The 17351-nt window shown below is 36.4% G+C and carries 17 protein-coding genes; 8 read left to right on the top strand and 9 right to left on the bottom strand.

What is annotated here, in order from left to right; all coding sequences use genetic code 11:
* The first annotated feature begins 33 nt into the window (after nt 1-33).
* Nucleotides 34-243, top strand: a complete 210-nt coding sequence (locus CRO54_RS20790; RefSeq protein ID WP_097134031.1) for a heavy-metal-associated domain-containing protein — start codon at nt 34-36, stop codon at nt 241-243.
* 85 nt (nt 244-328) lie between these two features.
* On the opposite strand, the gene CRO54_RS20785 is transcribed toward CRO54_RS20790, so the two are convergent.
* From CRO54_RS20785 to mutL, 8 genes are all read right to left on the bottom strand, one after another.
* Nucleotides 329-1219 (bottom strand): glycerophosphodiester phosphodiesterase family protein, encoded by an 891-nt coding sequence (locus CRO54_RS20785; protein WP_097134030.1) that lies wholly within the window; start codon nt 1217-1219, stop codon nt 329-331.
* Nucleotides 1220-1373: 154 nt separating this feature from the next.
* Nucleotides 1374-2234 (bottom strand): DUF4440 domain-containing protein, encoded by an 861-nt coding sequence (locus tag CRO54_RS20780; RefSeq protein ID WP_097134029.1) that lies wholly within the window; start codon nt 2232-2234, stop codon nt 1374-1376.
* 135 nt (nt 2235-2369) lie between these two features.
* The gene (locus CRO54_RS20775; RefSeq protein ID WP_205944035.1) at nt 2370-3353 is read right to left on the bottom strand and encodes a M28 family peptidase; all 984 of its coding nucleotides are present in this window, start codon (nt 3351-3353) and stop codon (nt 2370-2372) included.
* 66 nt (nt 3354-3419) lie between these two features.
* A complete protein-coding gene (cysS, locus tag CRO54_RS20770) occupies nt 3420-4880 on the bottom strand; it encodes a cysteine--tRNA ligase (RefSeq protein ID WP_097134028.1) in 1461 nt (486 codons plus the stop codon).
* Between the two features lie 280 nt (nt 4881-5160).
* Nucleotides 5161-6300 carry an endonuclease/exonuclease/phosphatase family protein gene (locus CRO54_RS20765; RefSeq protein ID WP_097134027.1) on the bottom strand — a complete coding sequence of 380 codons (1140 nt, stop codon included), beginning with the start codon at nt 6298-6300 and terminating at the stop codon, nt 5161-5163.
* Nucleotides 6300-7136, bottom strand: a complete 837-nt coding sequence (locus CRO54_RS20760; RefSeq protein WP_097134026.1) for a rhomboid family intramembrane serine protease — start codon at nt 7134-7136, stop codon at nt 6300-6302. The genes CRO54_RS20765 and CRO54_RS20760 overlap by 1 nt, the downstream gene beginning before the upstream one ends.
* On the bottom strand, nt 7129-7863 hold the full coding sequence (locus CRO54_RS20755; protein ID WP_097134070.1) for a rhomboid family intramembrane serine protease: 735 nt from the start codon (nt 7861-7863) through the stop codon (nt 7129-7131). Before CRO54_RS20755 ends, CRO54_RS20760 begins: the two co-directional genes overlap by 8 nt.
* A 2-nt stretch (nt 7864-7865) precedes the next feature.
* Nucleotides 7866-9722, bottom strand: a complete 1857-nt coding sequence (mutL, locus tag CRO54_RS20750) for a DNA mismatch repair endonuclease MutL (RefSeq protein ID WP_097134025.1) — start codon at nt 9720-9722, stop codon at nt 7866-7868.
* Between the two features lie 278 nt (nt 9723-10000).
* Between mutL and CRO54_RS20745 the strand changes: the two genes are divergently transcribed.
* On the top strand, nt 10001-10597 hold the full coding sequence (locus CRO54_RS20745; protein ID WP_097134024.1) for a YceI family protein: 597 nt from the start codon (nt 10001-10003) through the stop codon (nt 10595-10597).
* Nucleotides 10598-10731: 134 nt separating this feature from the next.
* Nucleotides 10732-11139, top strand: coding sequence for a response regulator (locus tag CRO54_RS20740; RefSeq protein WP_097134023.1), 408 nt, complete (start codon nt 10732-10734; stop codon nt 11137-11139).
* Nucleotides 11140-11395: 256 nt separating this feature from the next.
* Here CRO54_RS20740 and CRO54_RS20735 read toward each other — a convergent pair whose 3' ends face one another.
* Nucleotides 11396-12160, bottom strand: coding sequence for an MBL fold metallo-hydrolase (locus CRO54_RS20735; protein WP_097134069.1), 765 nt, complete (start codon nt 12158-12160; stop codon nt 11396-11398).
* A gap of 209 nt (nt 12161-12369) precedes the next feature.
* Between CRO54_RS20735 and recJ the strand changes: the two genes are divergently transcribed.
* The 5 genes from recJ (at nt 12370) to CRO54_RS20710 (ending at nt 17340) form a co-directional block, all read left to right on the top strand.
* A complete protein-coding gene (recJ, locus tag CRO54_RS20730) occupies nt 12370-14070 on the top strand; it encodes a single-stranded-DNA-specific exonuclease RecJ (RefSeq protein ID WP_097134022.1) in 1701 nt (566 codons plus the stop codon).
* A 51-nt stretch (nt 14071-14121) separates the two neighbouring features.
* Nucleotides 14122-14856: an LPS export ABC transporter ATP-binding protein gene (gene lptB / locus CRO54_RS20725; protein ID WP_097134021.1), complete on the top strand. Its 735-nt coding sequence runs from the start codon at nt 14122-14124 to the stop codon at nt 14854-14856.
* 11 nt (nt 14857-14867) lie between these two features.
* A complete protein-coding gene (locus tag CRO54_RS20720) occupies nt 14868-16376 on the top strand; it encodes a GH3 auxin-responsive promoter family protein (RefSeq protein WP_097134020.1) in 1509 nt (502 codons plus the stop codon).
* 40 nt (nt 16377-16416) lie between these two features.
* Nucleotides 16417-16842, top strand: coding sequence for a YkvA family protein (locus tag CRO54_RS20715; RefSeq protein WP_097134019.1), 426 nt, complete (start codon nt 16417-16419; stop codon nt 16840-16842).
* Nucleotides 16843-16911: 69 nt separating this feature from the next.
* Nucleotides 16912-17340, top strand: coding sequence for a CBS domain-containing protein (locus CRO54_RS20710; RefSeq protein WP_097134018.1), 429 nt, complete (start codon nt 16912-16914; stop codon nt 17338-17340).
* Nucleotides 17341-17351 lie beyond the last annotated feature (11 nt).

The following is a 17351-nucleotide window of genomic DNA, read 5'->3' as shown; positions in this document are numbered from 1 at the left end:
TTTAATTTTTACTTTTAAAATTTTACTTAACAAATGGATACATTAAAATTTAAAACAACGATAAACTGCGGCGCTTGTGTTGCCAAAGTTACACCAGTACTTAACGAGCAAGAAAATGTAAATAGCTGGTCAGTAGACACGGAAAATCCCGATAAGGTTTTGACCATAGAAGGAGAGCATATTGACGAGGCTGATTTGATAAAATCTTTATCGAAGATTGGGTATAAAGCCGAGAGAATTTAGCATTTTAATTAACCATTAAGAAATGAAGATGAATTAAGAGTTACCCCTTAATGTTTCTTAATTTCTTAATGGTTTTTACTCAACACTACTTTAATTCCGTCATTAAATTTGGGTAATCGGTTACGATACCGTCAACACCTAGGTTTTTGAGATAAACGATATCTTTCACTGTGTTCACCGTCCACGGGATAATTTTTACACCCGCAGCATGGCACTTATCTACCAAACCTTTGCCCACCAAAGGCATATATGGACTATAAATTGTCGGGGTAAACCCCAAAGCTTTGATGTTATTTTCGAAATCTTCTTTCTCATCAATACCTAATGAAGTTGGTATATGAGGATATTTTTCATGGAGATATTGCAAGCTACGGATATCAAAAGAGTGAATCGTTACTCGTTTCTCTAACTTCTTCGTTTTAATGATTTCCATTACCAATTCCACATACTCTTCTGGACTTGGCTGAAACTCTCCATCGCCTTTACGGATTAGCTTTGTCTCTATATTATAGTGTGGTTTAGTTTTCTTTTTCTTGGCCGAAAAAATTTCAACTTTATCTATCAAATCATTAAGCAAAGGCTTTTCTACCCTAAATTTTTCTTGGTGCGGAAAACGAGCATTTGGCTTTGAACCTACATCGAACTGTCTAACCTCATCGTAATTCATTTTATAGATGTTGAATTTCTTCTCGTTCTTTAAAGTAATTTCTTCACCGCTGGGGGAAATACTGATGGTGTGATTAAAATAAGGTTCCTGAGAAACCACCACCTGTTTATCTTTGGTAATCACGACTTCCATCTTTAATGTAGTTGCTCCATTTTCCAAAGCTTTAATCATACTAGGAATAGTATTTTCTGGCATTAAACCTCTTGCGCCACGGTTGCCCTGCACTTCAAAAAGTACAGTCTTTTTTTGGGCAAATGAAATTTGAATGGTAACGGCTAGTAATAAAATAGGAAGTATAAATTTTCTCATCATATCTAAATTAACGAACTAATACGTAAAAAAGGATAGCTACAAGTATAATAGTTTTACTTAAAAATATTGGATTTAAAAGGCTGTAAAACTAAAAAAGGATTTCAACTGACGTTAAAATCCTTAATTTATATTTGATATTTGGTTTGATTAATTACCTTTCTGCAACAGTAAATATCTGAGCAATGATATTCCAATTTGCATCTGCTTGTCGCTCCCAAATAAACACATAATTAAAACTTTCACGTAAATCTGCTTTGTAATCGATAGTTGCTAAACCGTAAGTATAAGCAAAGTCTCCACCTAAAGCCTTGTCAGCCTGAGTAGTTTTCAGGTTAATTTTATCGATTACTCGGTTATTAAATGCTAAAATTCCGTCCTTACCAATAATTGCTTCAGTTCCTGGAAACAACAAACGAGCATCAGGATTAATAAAACCAGAAAAAGCTTGAACTCCGTGAGTTTTAAGCATAGTATTTAAGGTTTTTTCTGTGCTATAGATAATATCAGTTGCTGTTTTTAAATCTTTTGCAGAAGCAAATTTTGGGCTATGAGTACCAACTGGCTCTATAAATAGATTTTTAGGTTCTTTTCCTTTAATTGGTTTAATTGCATCTGCACCCAAATCAATAATCAACTGCCATTCTCCGTCTTTACCTCTCCACACTGATAAATAATGACCAAAAGTTTTTTTCTCGCCTCCAGCAATGTAAGAACCAGATGTAAAACCCCAGTCTCTGCTTTTAGATAAACGAGCATAGTTAGGCTCCCAAGTTAGTTCTTTAGTATCTGGAGCAGTTGCGAAGAATTTCTTAGCATTGATTGCATTTGGACGGAAAACGATACCATCAGGTGCTGAAAATTCTGTAAAAGCAGCATTTACACCACTTTTTGCAGCTTTTTGAGCAAATGCCTTTTCGGTATTTACTAAAGATTTTACCGTACCATCCGACTTTTGTGCATATACGTTTGCAGTTACGGCAACTGCTAATATTGAAAGATATATTTTGTTCATGATTATTTTTTGTGTTACGAATTTAAAATTTGAACTCCTTTGAAGAATAAAAAGTAATTAACAATTACACATTTCGACTATTGGATGATAGATTTATGGTCGATAAATAATAGCTATCGACCATAGAACTATCAACTATTGACTAAATTTTTCTCTATAAATTGTTTCCAGCACTGTTTGTCCAACTGCTTTCAACGTATTTCTATCGATGTTATTTAAGTTATCTAATTGTGTATGCCAATTGCTGTAAAAACCTGACGCATCAGAATAATGGATGATATCGATAGCGGGAATTCCAGCCTGATTAATCCAATAGTGGTCGTCTATTAATGTGCCAGAAGTTACGTTGATAAAATAGTTACCATAACCTATTTCGCTAGCAATGCTCCAAACTTTGCTGATTACACTTGGTGCGTATTTTCTAGAAACTTCATCTTGTGTAAATTGTGCATTTGCACCACCCACCATATCTAAGTTAATGGCAAACAATGGCTTATACCCCTTTACTGACTGGCTTTTAGCCCAATGTTGGGATCCTAAACACCAGGTGGTTTCATGGGTAGTTTCATCATTAGCACTTCCGTAATCTTCCAAATCCCATAAGATAAAATCTACGCCTACTTCTGGTTGTTTTTGTTGAATTTGACGAGCCATTTCCAAAATTACTGCCACTCCGCTGGCACCATCATTAGCAGCATCAAATTGTTTATCCCTCATTCCCATGTTAGGATCTTCATCCGAAAAAGGACGTGCATCCCAATGGGCAGTAATCAAAACTCGTTTTGTTTTTTCTGGATAAAAAGCAGCTATGATGTTTTTAAGCTGGTGCGTTTTACCATCATAAGTTTTTGCCGTAGCTTGCTGAACAGACACCTCGCCACCAAAAGATTTCAGCTTTGCTACCAAATATTCTGCAGTTTTAGCATGTGCTGGTGTAGATGGAATACGAGGGCCAAAATCTACCTGAGCTTTGGTATAGGCATAAGCACTATCTGCATCGAAATTTGGAGATTGCAGGTTTACTTCAGCTGTTGCTACTTCGTCTGTTGGCTTATTTTGCTGGCAGGACTGTAGCGCCAACAGAGCCAAAAACGATACAATTATCCGATTGAATTTCATTATATTATTTAATTTTTACGCATTAAGATTGCTTCGTCGTACCTCCTCGCAATGACGAGTAATCTTTTACATTTTACTCCAAGTAGTGCCTTCTTTACTATCTTTTAATTGGATGCCAATTTTTTGCAGTCCCAAACGTATAGAATCTGAAGTAGCATAATCTTTATTTTCTTTTGCTTCTTTACGAAGGTCAATTACCATTTCCAAAATTTCATTCAATTCTAGATTACTACTTTCTTCATCTTTCAATCCAAAAATTTCAAATACAAAATCGTTGATTAATGCTTTTAACTTCTCTAGCTCCTCTGCGGTAATTTTAGCAGAACCATCATAAACCGTATTGATAATTCTGGCGGCTTCGAATAATTCCGCAATAGCTACCGGACTATTGAAGTCATCATTCATGGCATTTACACAGTTTTCCTTGATAGGGTCAATAGCCACATTTCCATCAGTAGAAGCTACCAATTTTGGCAATAATGCTACAGCGTTCATCAATCTTCTAAAGCCTTTTTCCGAAGCTTCCAACGCATCATTGCTAAAATCTAAAGTACTGCGATAATGTGCTTGCAACATAAAGAATTTAACCGTCATTGGGCTATAACCTTTACGCAGCAGCGGATGGTCCCCAGTGAACAATTCTCCCGGTAAAAAACCATTGCCAGCAGATTTAGACATGCGGGTACCATTTACCGTAAGCATATTGGTGTGCATCCAATATTTTGCTGGCTGATGACTTGAACAAGCTTCTGATTGTGCAATTTCGTTGGTATGATGCGTTGCCGCTAAATCCATTCCACCACCATGAATATCAAACTCGCTGCCCAAATATTTAGCGCTCATGGCAGAGCATTCAATATGCCATCCTGGAAAGCCCATGCCCCATGGTGATTGCCATTGCATTAAAGTTTCTGGTTTGGCCTTAATCCAAAGCGCAAAATCTAAACGTCCTTTTTTATCATCCTGACCACTTAACTCTCTAGTATTTTCTAAAAGGTCTTCTAGTTTGCGGTTCGTTAAAATGGTGTAATTATATTCTTTGCTATATTTCTCTACATCAAAATAAATGGTGCCATCTACTTCATAGCCATAGCCATTATCGATGATTTTTTTCACCATTTCGATTTGCTCAATGATATGCCCCGTTGCAGTTGGCTCAATACTAGGAGGCTGCGTATTAAACATCCTTAGTACATCGTGAAAACCCAAAGTATATTTTTGCACAATTTCCATTGGCTCCAATTGCTCCAATTTAGCACGTTTTGCAAATTTATCATCGCCCTCATCCCTATCACCTTCTAAGTGGCCAGCATCGGTAATATTGCGCACATAACGCACCTTATAACCACTATATTTAAGGTAACGGAAAATTAAATCGAATGAAATGAAAGTACGACAGTTACCCAAATGAACATCACTGTAAACGGTTGGACCGCATACATACATACCAACATTTGGTGCATTTATAGGTTCAAAAACTTCCTTTTTACGGGTTAATGTGTTGTATAACTGTAACTCTTGTATCATGTTGCAAATGTATAATTTTTAGATAGTAAAAGATGTTAAGACAATGTCTAAATTTAATCTTAGATGCTTAGGTTTTTTCCTTTTTGAAAAGCAATTTCAGTATTTCTTGGTTTCCGAAAGCCCCGTTTTCCGCTTTACTCACCCGATTTTAGATCGGGATCGTGTTCGCTGCAACCGGGTTTAGTAAACAAAAATACTACAACTTCGCTAACACTTAACATCGCTTAATCTTTCTAGACTTTATATTTCGGGGAAACATTAACAAGTAGAAGCTAATGTGTTAATAATCCTCATCATCGTTTTGTAGCGAGAAATTAAGTCTCAAATCACTTCTCACAGGGAAATGATCCGATAGCTTATCTTGTGAAATATGATGATTGATAACATCGAAATCTTTTGTGGTGGCAATATAATCTATTTGAAAATTCGGAAAAGCTCCGTTATATGTTTTGCCAAAGCCTCGTCCCTTTTCTTTAAAAGAATTTTTTAACGAATGTGTAATTTGGCCCACGCAATAAGAAGCAGGCGTATCATTGAAATCTCCAGCAATTACATACGGTATTTTGCAATGTTGCATTTCGCTTTTCATCATCGCAACTTGCTCACTTCTTCTCTGAAAAGCGGCTTTAAGCATCCCAGCAATCCTTCTGGAAGATTTATACTCAGGCCCCATTTTCTTCGCTACCTTGTCTATATATTCGTAATCTTCTTTTTGAAAAGAAATGGACTGAAAATGAACATTATAAATTCGAAAAACCTGTCCCTTTACATCAACGTCTGCATAAATGCTTCCATTTCCTGCAAATTCACCAAACGAAACCTTTCCTTTATCTTTAATAGGATAGCGAGAAAAAATGGCCAAACCTGCCGCTTCATAATTGTTGTCTACAGAAGGCACAAAGTAGTAGTGTTTTAACTTCAGTCTCTTTTTAATACTGTCTATCAAATCGTATTCACCTTTTCGTCTGGTAAAAAATTCTTGAAAACAGATAATGTCCGGGTGCTGATTTTCGATGACTTTAATAATTTGGTCTTTGGTAGAAACATCATTATTTTCTCCATATTTTTTGAATTGATGCACATTATAAGTCATCATTCTTACATAGTGTTCACTATCCTTTACCGTACTTCCTTCTTCACCAAAAAACTGAAAAGTTGCGGTAAAAGTTTTCCAGCCAAGGGCGATAAAAGCAAGCGTAGCAATACCGAACAGCACTCTGCGGCGAAGAAACCACAACAGTACAAAAAGCAAATTTGCTATCAATAAAAAAGGATAAGCTAAACCCGCAAATGCAATCCAAATTTCATCTCTAGGATCGGTTTGACCAGCAAGCATGCCTACGCCCAACCCAATTGCTGCAAGCACAGCGAAGAAAAGGATGAACCTATCTAATAAAGAAAGCTTTACTTTGTTACTCATTAATTTTTGCTCGCGTCGAATAAAATTTGTTTCTCTTTAGTTGTCAATTTGTCGTAGCCACTTTTCGAAATCTTATCTAAAATCGCATCAATTTCGGCTTGATTTGACACTACTGTTTTCTTTTTCGGAGCGTTGTTTTTAATCACTTTTAATGTAGGCTTCTTTACTAAAAAGTTGCTTAAATCAGTTCCATTTTGAAGTAGCTTAATAAAAACAAAGCCGAACAAAGCGCCTCCCAAGTGCGCTAAACTTCCACCAATATTTCCTGACCCGGGAGAAGTACCCACAATATCAATCAGTATATAAACCAGCAATAAGTATTTTAACTTTACATCTCCAAAAAGCAGCAAACGTATACTGTAGTTTGGAACCAATGTAGCAACGGCACTAAAAATAGCCATTACCGCAGCAGAAGCACCAATTAAGGTGGCACCGCCAGCATTTAATTGCGGACTCAAATTATAAATTAAAGCAAAGGCTAAAGCCCCAGCAATTGCTCCTCCCCAATAAACGACTTGGAACTGTCTAGGTTTTAAGAAATCTAAAAAAAGATTCCCCATCCAATACAACCAAAGCAAATTAAATAAAATGTGAAATAAGCCTTTATGAAAAAAAACATAGGTTACGAATGTATAAAAACGAACTGGCCATTGAGAAAAATCAGCTGGAAATGCCAAGTATTGGCGTATCAAATCATCTCCCAATCCTCTTGCCAAAAACAAAGAACCAATGCCAACCAGTAAAAATACAATCACATTGATTCCAATGTAAAGCATTGCTGGATTGCCTGATTTGAAAACCTTATCGGTAATCTCTTTAAAACCGTTGTTATTCATAGTATTTATAAAATCTGTCTTTATCGTTCCATATTTTAGCTAAAATGAAACCAATTAATGCACCACCTAAATGTGCGAAGTGCGCTACAGTGTCACCAGGTATACGTGCTACACCTAAAAACAATTCTATAACGATGTAAATTGGTATAAAATATTTGGCTTTTACTGGAAAAGGAACAAAAATTAACATCATTTCCATATTTGGATAAATTACCGCAAAAGCTGTCATGATACCGAAAATTGCTCCAGAAGCTCCTACCATACCACCAAAGTAAACCGCATGTAACGTAGAAGCTTGGCTATCTGTATATACGGCAGGATTGTATTTTCCCTCTGCCAACATATCGAGCGGTAAGTTACCATGATTAATTACAGCTCCAGTAATTTGATATAGTTCTATTCCTTGTACTACCCATTGCAAGGCTAAAGCTCCTAAACCTGTTATAAAATAAAAGTTGATGAACTTTTTAGCGCCCCACTTCTGCTCCAAAATACCTCCAAACATAAACAGCCCGAACATATTAAAGAATATATGCTGAAAACTACCATGCATAAACATATAAGTAATTGGCTGCCAAATTCGAAACTTAGGCGAATCAAAATAATGTGCTCCCAAAATATCAGCTAAATCTTTTCCTTGCTGTTCAAACACCAACGTTGCCAAAAAGAAAATCCCATTAATAATTAACAGGTTTTTTACAACTGGCGGTATATTAATCCCATTCATCATTATTTTTCAAATTTTTGAGCAAGCTCCGCCAAAGTTATGGTTTGTATAGCTGACTTGCCATTGATACTGAAATTTGGAGTCTTACAGGCAAAAAGCTCATCAATCAGCGTGTTCATTTCTTGCTGGCTCAATGCTGTACCCGCTTTAATCGCACTATTTCTAGCCATACTCCTTGCCAAAGCATCCCGCTTGGTTAACTTTAATTCTTGCTGCGAATTTTTGAAACCTTCAATTAGATGTTCAAAAAGTTGCGTTTCGTTAATATTGGTACTGCCCAAATCAACCGGAATACCTTCTATAACCAATGTATTTTTACCGAACTCCCGAACATCGAAACCTAAGCTCTTGATATCCTCCAACAAACTTTTAGCCAATTCGAAATCTCCAGGGCTTAGGTTTACTGTTTGCGGGAACAGACTTTGTTGCGAAGCTCCTTTTCTATCTTCCAAATGCAACAGGAAACGTTCGTACAAAATACGTTCGTGAGCGGCTTGTTGGTCGATGACCATTACACCAGATTTAATTTGTGAAACGATATAGCGATTATGAATCTGCATATAGAGCTTGTTCATTACTGCTGGCATTTCCTCCTCCTTCTCATCATCTAGCTCAATAGTAGCTTGCGCTGCCTGCTGATAGTTTGCTATTTCGTAAAGCGAGCCCCAATTTTGGCTTACTTCTTTAGGCTGATATTGTTCCTTAAAATAAGTTGAATTATCTCTTGGTGCCGATGGTGCTTTTGGCGAGCTGAAAGGATTAAAATCTGGATTGAAGGCAATACTTGGCGGCACAATATCTTCTGGAGCTTTATGCGTAATCATATTGCTAAAAGCAGTTTCTTGGTTAAAATCTAAAGTAGGACTGATATTAAATCTGCCCAAACTTCTCTTTACTGCCGAATGGATAATAGCATAAATCGATTTTTCATCCAAATATTTGATTTCCGTTTTTGTTGGATGCACATTTACGTCAATCTTAGATGGGTCAATCTCAATAAAAAGCACATATAAAGGAAAATTATCATCAGGTAATAACTCTGAATATGCCTTATTTACAGCATGGTTTAGATAATTATCCTTAATGAATCTATCATTAACGAAAAAGAATTGCTCGCCACGGGTTTTCTTTGCAAACTCGGGCTTACCGATATAGCCTTTTAGGTTAATAATGGTAGTTTCTTCCTCAACAGGAATTAAACGTTCATTATAATTGTTGCCAAATAAATGTACAATACGCTGCTTGATGGTTGCTGCTGGCAAACGGAAAATCTCGTTACCATCATGATGCAAACTAAAAGCGATGTGTGGTTTTGCTAAAGCTACACGCTGAAACTCGTCGATGATGTAACGCATTTCGGTGGGATTGCTCTTTAAGAAATTACGTCGGGCTGGTGTATTGTAGAATAGGTTTTTTACCGAAATGCTGGTGCCATTTGAAGATGCTGTGGGCTCTTGTTTTACAATCGAAGAACCTTCTATTTCTATCAGAGTTCCTACTTCATCTTCGTGACGTTTGGTCTTCATTTCTACTTGGGCAATTGCCGCAATTGAAGCCATTGCCTCGCCTCTAAAACCCATAGTACGGATAGCGAATAAATCTTCTGCCTTGCGAACTTTTGAGGTTGCATGACGCTCGAAGCACATACGGGCATCGGTAACACTCATGCCACAGCCGTTGTCTATTACCTGAAGAAGTGCCTTACCAGCATCTTTAACAATGAGCTGTATCTTATCGGCACCGGCATCTAAAGCGTTCTCAAGCAATTCCTTTACCGCCGAAGCCGGCCTCTGCACTACTTCTCCTGCCGCAATTTGATTGGCTACACTATCGGGTAAAAGTTGGATGATATCAGACATTTATTTCGCTTTGTAAAGCCGCTAATTTAACGAAAATAAGGCGGACAAGCTTAGCTTGTTTTCACTTTACTGATACTAAATGACTTAAAGGTGGCATTCAAATAAATTAAATTAATCAAGCTCCAATAATCAAAATCTTATGCTTGGCAACATATTTCCTAAACAACTAACCAGCAAACAAACTAAACACCTACACAAAATTGTAAAATCTTAACATAGGTCAACGCCAATTCATTTTAAAATTAGATACCTTTACGCTAACTATAAATTATTCAACAATGAAATTAAAAATCACTTCTATTTTAATGTTAGCTCTTGTGGCTAGCTTTTCTTTCTTCGCTTTTAAGCCAAAGGCTGATGTTTACACTGTAGACGTAACTAAATCTACTGTAAACTGGGAAGGTAAAAAATTCTCTGGTTCACACACTGGAACTATCGCTTTAACTTCTGGAAACTTACAATTTAACGGTAAAAATTTAGCAGGTGGCGGTTTTATTGCTAATATGACCTCTATACAAACTATGGATGGTGACAAACCAAGCCCGAATTTAGACAAGCATTTGAAAAATGATGATTTCTTTGGTGTAGAAAAATTCCCAGCAGCGAACTTCGTAATCAAAAAAGTTGAAGGCACTGGTACAGATGTAAAAATCACTGGAGATTTAACTATCAAAGGAAAAACCAACTCTATCTCTTTCCCAGCAAAACTTACTTGGAATGCAGATAAAACTGTAACTGCTGTTGCTGAAAAAATAACTGTAGACAGAACTAAATATGGTATCGAATACAAATCAAAATCTATCTTCAGTAGTATTGGCGATAACTTCATCTATGATGATTTCACTCTCGCTGTTAAATTAGTAGCAAAAAAATAATATCCTATTAAATAGGTATTTAGAAATCCAAGTATAACTTGGATTTTTTTTTGTTAAATAATTTAATGTATCTTTAGTAATCCACTTATGAAATATACTTTCACAGCGGTTAACAAGTATTTCATAAAAGCAAGATGCAACGTACACCTTCTTCTAAAATTAATCTCTTGGTCATCGATGATGACGACATCAACATTTTCATCATCAGCAAAATTGTTGAGAAAACAGGGTACGATGTAGAAATATGCGCAAAACATAATGGGCAGCTCGCCATCGACTACATTAAGGACCTTTTATCGGACAACCAAAATTTACCAGACCTAGTTTTGATAGACATTAATATGCCTATTTTAAATGGTTGGGAATTTATTGAAGCTTTTGAAGCCCTAGATCTAAAAGCAGATAACGATATGTATATGCTTTCTTCGTCTGTTTATGAGAACGATATTGAAAAAGCAAAAAGTTACAAATCTGTTAAGGGATTTATTTCGAAACCTTTATCGATTGACAGATTAAAGGAGTTGCTGGAAGCGGTAAACTAAAATCATCAAAAGTATTTATTTAGGAAATTAAGATTTTAGTAGCTAGTCTTTATTCAATAATGCTTGAGGAGAGTGGTTTTTCTATCAATAGCAATTTTAAACCATTAAGAAATTAAGAAACATTAAGCTTTTCTTAACTAATCTTAATTCCTTAATTTTTCATAAAAAAATAAAGCTCTCTATAAGTAAAATTGTAAAACTTTAAGGAGTTGGGAAATATTAAATTTTCCTTAAATAGTTATCTTTCAATTTCAACCTAAATAATTTTAAACTTTTCGTCTTCGAATTCTACAAAAGCCTGCGTTTTTGACTTAGAGTGATAAAAAAGGCATTTCCACTTTTCTGCTGCTGCTTTACGACCAAATTCGTCTCTCAATTCCATCGCCTTGCGACCATCAAAATCGTACTTAGCCACAAATTTCCTAATCAATTCTTCTGGTTCCGGCAATACATCTCCACCAAAAAACACCTTATCTTCTCCATCATCAATTAGAAATACCTGATGATATGGACAATGTGCGCCAGTAAATTCGTAACTGATTTCGTCGGTTAAAGTACCACTATCTTCTATCAAATGAATTTGGGCATTGCGTTGTACAAAATCGAAAATATCGGTATGATATGACGAAGATTTACTAGAAAAAGCTGTTTCCCATTCACCACGCTGCATTACATAGGTAGCATTAGGAAAACTCAATTCCATTTTTCCATTGTAATGATGCACCATACCGCCCGAATGGTCGAAATGTAAATGCGACATTAATACCAATTCTACATCATCTGGGTCGAAACCAGCCTTTTTAATATTTTCATGCAAATGAAGTTTACCCTCCTCGTTGCTATATCCTAAACCCGTATCAAACAATACCAAACTGTTTTCCAGTTTTACCAGAAATGGCTGAACGTTAATGAATAAAGAAGCAGGTCTATCCTTCGGATTATCTTTGGCAGGATCGAAAGGCACGAATTTCTTGCTTGCATCTACTGAATACGAACCTTCTGATAAGGTAAAAACTTGTATCGCCATCTCTTTTTACGTAGGGAATTTTATGATATATTTACAGGTTGCAAATATAACTAAGGACGCACGATTATATGTCTTCGTAGTATAAAAAATGTAAAGACACATGATCACGTGTCTCAACGATAACCAATAAAGACACAAAATCATGTGTGTCAACATAACCAGTAAAGACGCATAATTATGCGTCTAAACAAATAAAAACTACAATGGAAAAAAGGTGGGTACATCATCAACATACAAATCGTGAGGTAATAGATGAACTATCCCATCAGTTAACCATAGATAGGAATCTAGCAGAAATCTTAGTGAACCGTGGTATAGCTACTTTTGAAGAAGCTAGGCATTTTTTCAGGCCTCAATTAGCCCACCTTCACGACCCGTTTTTAATGAAGGATATGGAAGCTGCTATCGACAGAATTGATTTAGCGATTTCCAAGGAGCAGAAAATTTTAATTTATGGTGATTATGATGTGGATGGAACTACTGCAGTAGCGCTAGCTTACCAATTTTTTCATCAGTTCACTAAAAATATTGCCTACTATATCCCAGATAGACACAGCGAAGGCTACGGAATTTCTACACAAGGCATTGATTATGCAAACACCAATGGTTTTGATTTAATCATCGCTTTAGATTGTGGTATTCGTTCTAATGATAAAGTAGCCTACGCAAATTCATTAGGCATCGATTTTATCATTTGCGACCACCACTTGCCGGCAGCAGAAATACCCAACGCAGTAGCTGTTTTAGACCCAAAACGCAACGATTGCGAATATCCATTTAAGGAACTTTCGGGATGTGGCATTGGTTTTAAGCTGGCGCAAGCTTATTGTATTGCCAAAGATTTACCAGACGAGCTGTATGAAAGATATTTGGACTTGTGCATGGTCAGTATTGCTGCCGATATTGTTCCCATTGTAGATGAAAATCGAGTGATGGCGTACTATGGCTTGCTTAAATTAAATGAAAATCCATCTACTGGATTAAAAGCATTGATGCAGATTTCAGGTAAAACCGAAAACTACTCTATTATGGATGTGGTATTTATGTTGGCCCCTCGTATAAATGCCGCAGGGCGGATGGGACATGCCAACGAAGCAGTGAAAATGCTGCTTAGTGAAGAAGATTTTATTGCAGATGAACAAAGTGCGCTCATCAACCTACAAAATACAGAACGTAAGAGTTTCGATAAGGATATTACCCTAGAAGCACTGGCCATTATTGAACAAGATGAAGTATTGATTAATCGAAAAACTACGGTGGTGTTTCAGGAAAGCTGGAACAAAGGAGTAATTGGCATTGTGGCTTCTCGGTTAACGGAAAAATACTACCGACCAACCATCGTTTTAACTCATTCTAACGGTAATTATACAGGTTCAGCTCGCTCTGTTGTAGGCTACGACTTATACGAAGCCTTGGTAGAATGCAGCGATTTATTGATTCAATTTGGTGGACATAAATATGCGGCAGGTTTAACCATTGCGCCAGAAAATTTATCAACTTTTGCTGATAGATTTGAACAAGTAGTGTCTAATAGCATAGATCCAGCCTTATTAATTCCAGAAATTAACATTGATGCAGAAATAGATTTTGCACAGATAAATGGCAAGTTTTTCAGGGTACTTTCGCAAATGGCACCATTTGGCCCTTTGAATATGGCACCGGTATTTACCACTAAAAATGTGACTCTAGCTAGTGCTGCGCAAATTGTGGGTACAAATCATCTAAAAATAAATGTAAAACAACAAAATTCGACTATTTTTGAAGCTATCGGTTTTAATCTTGGAGAATTTGAAAAATTGTTAAAACCAAACCAGCCATTTTCTATTTGTTATACGATAGAAGAAAATAACTGGAAAGATAAAAAGCGAATACAACTAAATATAAAAGGAATTAGATTGAAGTAGTTAGGTATCAGTGGTCAGTCGTAAATCTAATATCGTAAATCGTAAATATAAATGATTCTAAAAGCCGAGCATCTCATTAAAAAATACAAGCAACGTACTGTTGTTAACGATGTTTCATTTGAAGTTAGTCAAGGAGAAATTGTGGGTTTATTAGGGCCGAATGGGGCAGGAAAGACAACATCGTTTTACATGATTGTGGGCTTGATTAAGCCAAATGAAGGCAATATTTTTTTAGATGGCGAAGACATTACCAAAGACCCAATGTACCGCCGTGCTCAAAAAGGGATTGGTTATTTAGCGCAAGAAGCGAGTGTGTTTCGCAAGCTAACAGTAGAAGATAACATTATGGCCATTTTAGAAATGACCAAACTAAATAAAGAGGAACGCAAGGAAAAACTGGAAGAGCTCATCAACGAATTTAGCTTACACAAGGTGAGAAAAAACCGTGGTGATTTACTTTCTGGTGGTGAGCGCAGACGTACCGAAATTGCTAGAGCATTGGCGGCTAATCCTAACTTTATCTTATTAGACGAACCTTTTGCCGGAGTTGACCCTATCGCGGTAGAAGAAATTCAGAGCATTGTTGCCAAATTAAAGCAAAAAAACATCGGCATTTTAATTACCGACCATAACGTACAAGAAACTTTATCCATTACCGACAGAGCTTATCTACTTTTTGAAGGTAAAATCTTAGAATCTGGAACGCCAGAAGTATTGGCAGCAAATGAAATGGTACGAAAGGTTTACCTAGGTTCTAACTTCGTTCTACGTAGAAAAAACCTATAAAAGAATATCTGATGGCGATAGTAAATTCAATTTTTACGTGGTATATGAAAAAGCGAATCCATCAGATTGAGCTTTTCATGAAATACCCATTAGATGTACAGGATGAGTGGTTACACACGCTAATTTCTAGTGCAGAAAACACGGAGTGGGGAAAGCGTTACGATTACAAATCTATTTTAACCGTTCAACAGTTTAAGGAACGAGTACCTATACAAAATTACGACACCCTTAAGCCTTACATCGAAAGGATGTTGCAAGGCGAACAAAATATTTTGTGGCCTTCAGAAATTAAGTGGTTTGCAAAATCATCAGGCACTACTAGCGATAGAAGTAAATTCATTCCAGTATCTGAGGAAGCATTGGAAGAATGCCATTTTAAAGGTGGTAAGGACATGCTTTCCATCTATTGCAACAACCGCCCCAATGCACAAATGTTTACTGGAAAAGGTTTAGTTTTAGGTGGAAGCCATCAAATTAATCAGCTTTGTGAAGACATCCATTTTGGAGATTTATCTGCCGTACTGATTAAAAACTTACCGGTTTGGGCCGAGTATTATCGTACGCCAAATATGTCTATCGCCTTGATGGATAACTACGAGGAAAAGATAGACCGTATGGCCGAGGCAACCATCAAAGAAAATGTAACAAACATTTCTGGCGTACCTACTTGGACTATTGTTCTGGCAAAAAAAGTAATGGAAATTACTGGCACCAAAAATTTGTTGGAAGTTTGGCCAAATCTTGAAGCTTATTTCCACGGAGCGGTGAATTTTGCACCTTACAGAGCGCAATTCAAAGAGCTCATTCCATCTCCAGATATGTATTATTTGGAGACCTACAACGCCTCGGAAGGTTTCTTCGGCATACAAGACCAATCTTATTCTGAAGAGCTATTGCTGATGTTGGACTATGGTATCTACTACGAATTTTTACCAATAGAACATTTAGATGATGAAAATCCTAAAACGCTTTCGTTAGACCAAGTAGAGCTGAACAAAAATTATGCTATCATCATTAGTACCAATGCTGGTTTGTGGCGTTATTTAATTGGAGATACTGTTCAATTTACTTCTATAAATCCTTTTAGGATTAAGATTACTGGGCGCACCAAACATTTCATTAATGCTTTTGGTGAGGAAGTGATTATAGATAATGCTGAAAACGCATTAACGAAAGCTTGTGCTGCAACTAATGCCAAAATAAAAGATTACACTGCCTGCCCTATTTACTTTAGTGGCGAAGAAGCAGGTGGCCACGAGTGGATTATTGAGTTTGAGCAGCAGCCGACAGATTTTGAACAATTTGTAGATGTAATGGATGATACTTTACGTGAAGTAAATTCTGATTACGACGCCAAACGTTTTAAGGACATGGCACTGAAAAGACCTACAGTCCACAATGCACCAAAAGACACTTTTTATAAATGGCTGAAAGAAAAAGGTAAGCTCGGTGGTCAACATAAAGTGCCTCGTTTAGCTAACAACCGAGAGTATGTTGATGATATTTTAAAGTTGCTTTAGTTTAGGTATGCTTATTGATAGTTACTCATAAACATATCAGATGAATTTCAAAAAACTAATGTTTAGCTATTTTGCTTTTAGTAAGATTGCAGGAACTTTGATTAAAGATAAAGGCAAAACCTTAAGCAAAATTCAAGAAGGTTTCGCCAAAGCAAACGAAAATAAAGGTGCACTGACTAACGTATGGGAACAGTTACAACTGCTTTTCTCTCTAGCTAAAGATTATACCAGCGGTACTTACACAGCCATCCCTAAAACCACCATGATATCAGTTTTGGCGGCGCTGCTTTATTTTATTTCTCCTTTAGATTTAATACCAGATTTTTTAGTAGGACTAGGATTTTTGGACGATGCTGTAATTTTAGGATTTGTTGTTAAAAAGGTAGCTAAAGAATTGGAGAAATACCAAGCTTGGAAACAACTTAGCAACTCAAAAGAACAACCCATTAAAATCATACATATTTAGTAAGTTGTTGTAACAGTTTGGTTTTACTTTTATTTTAAGTAAATTTAGTTAACTAAGCAACCTCCAAATATGAAAACTGTTCAACAAATCTTCAACACAAAACCTTTAGAGATTTTTAGTGTAGTGCCAAATACTTCGGTTTTAGATGCACTAAAGTTAATGACAGAAAAGAACATTAGTGCTTTGCTCATTATGGAAGAAGGACAATTACTTGGCATTTTTACGGAACGCGACTATGCCCGAAAAATCGTTTTACAGGGCAAGGCATCTAAAGACACTCCAATTAGCGAAGTAATGACTGCTAATCCAATTACTGTAGCTGCAACAGATAGCATTGATTTGTGCATGCAAGTTATGACCGACAAACATATTAGGCATTTACCAGTGGTAGCAGCAAATCAAGCTGTTGGCATGGTATCTATTGGCGATGTGGTAAAATTTATTATCGCAGATCAAAAACAGACTATTTCGCAGCTAGAGAGTTACATTAATAGCTAGGAGTTGTAATA

Source organism: Pedobacter xixiisoli, assembly GCF_900215335.1.
GTDB classification, from domain to species: Bacteria; Bacteroidota; Bacteroidia; order Sphingobacteriales; family Sphingobacteriaceae; genus Pedobacter; species Pedobacter xixiisoli.
Note: the sequence above shows the minus strand (reverse complement) of the source record. Positions and strands in the feature narration are given on the sequence as shown.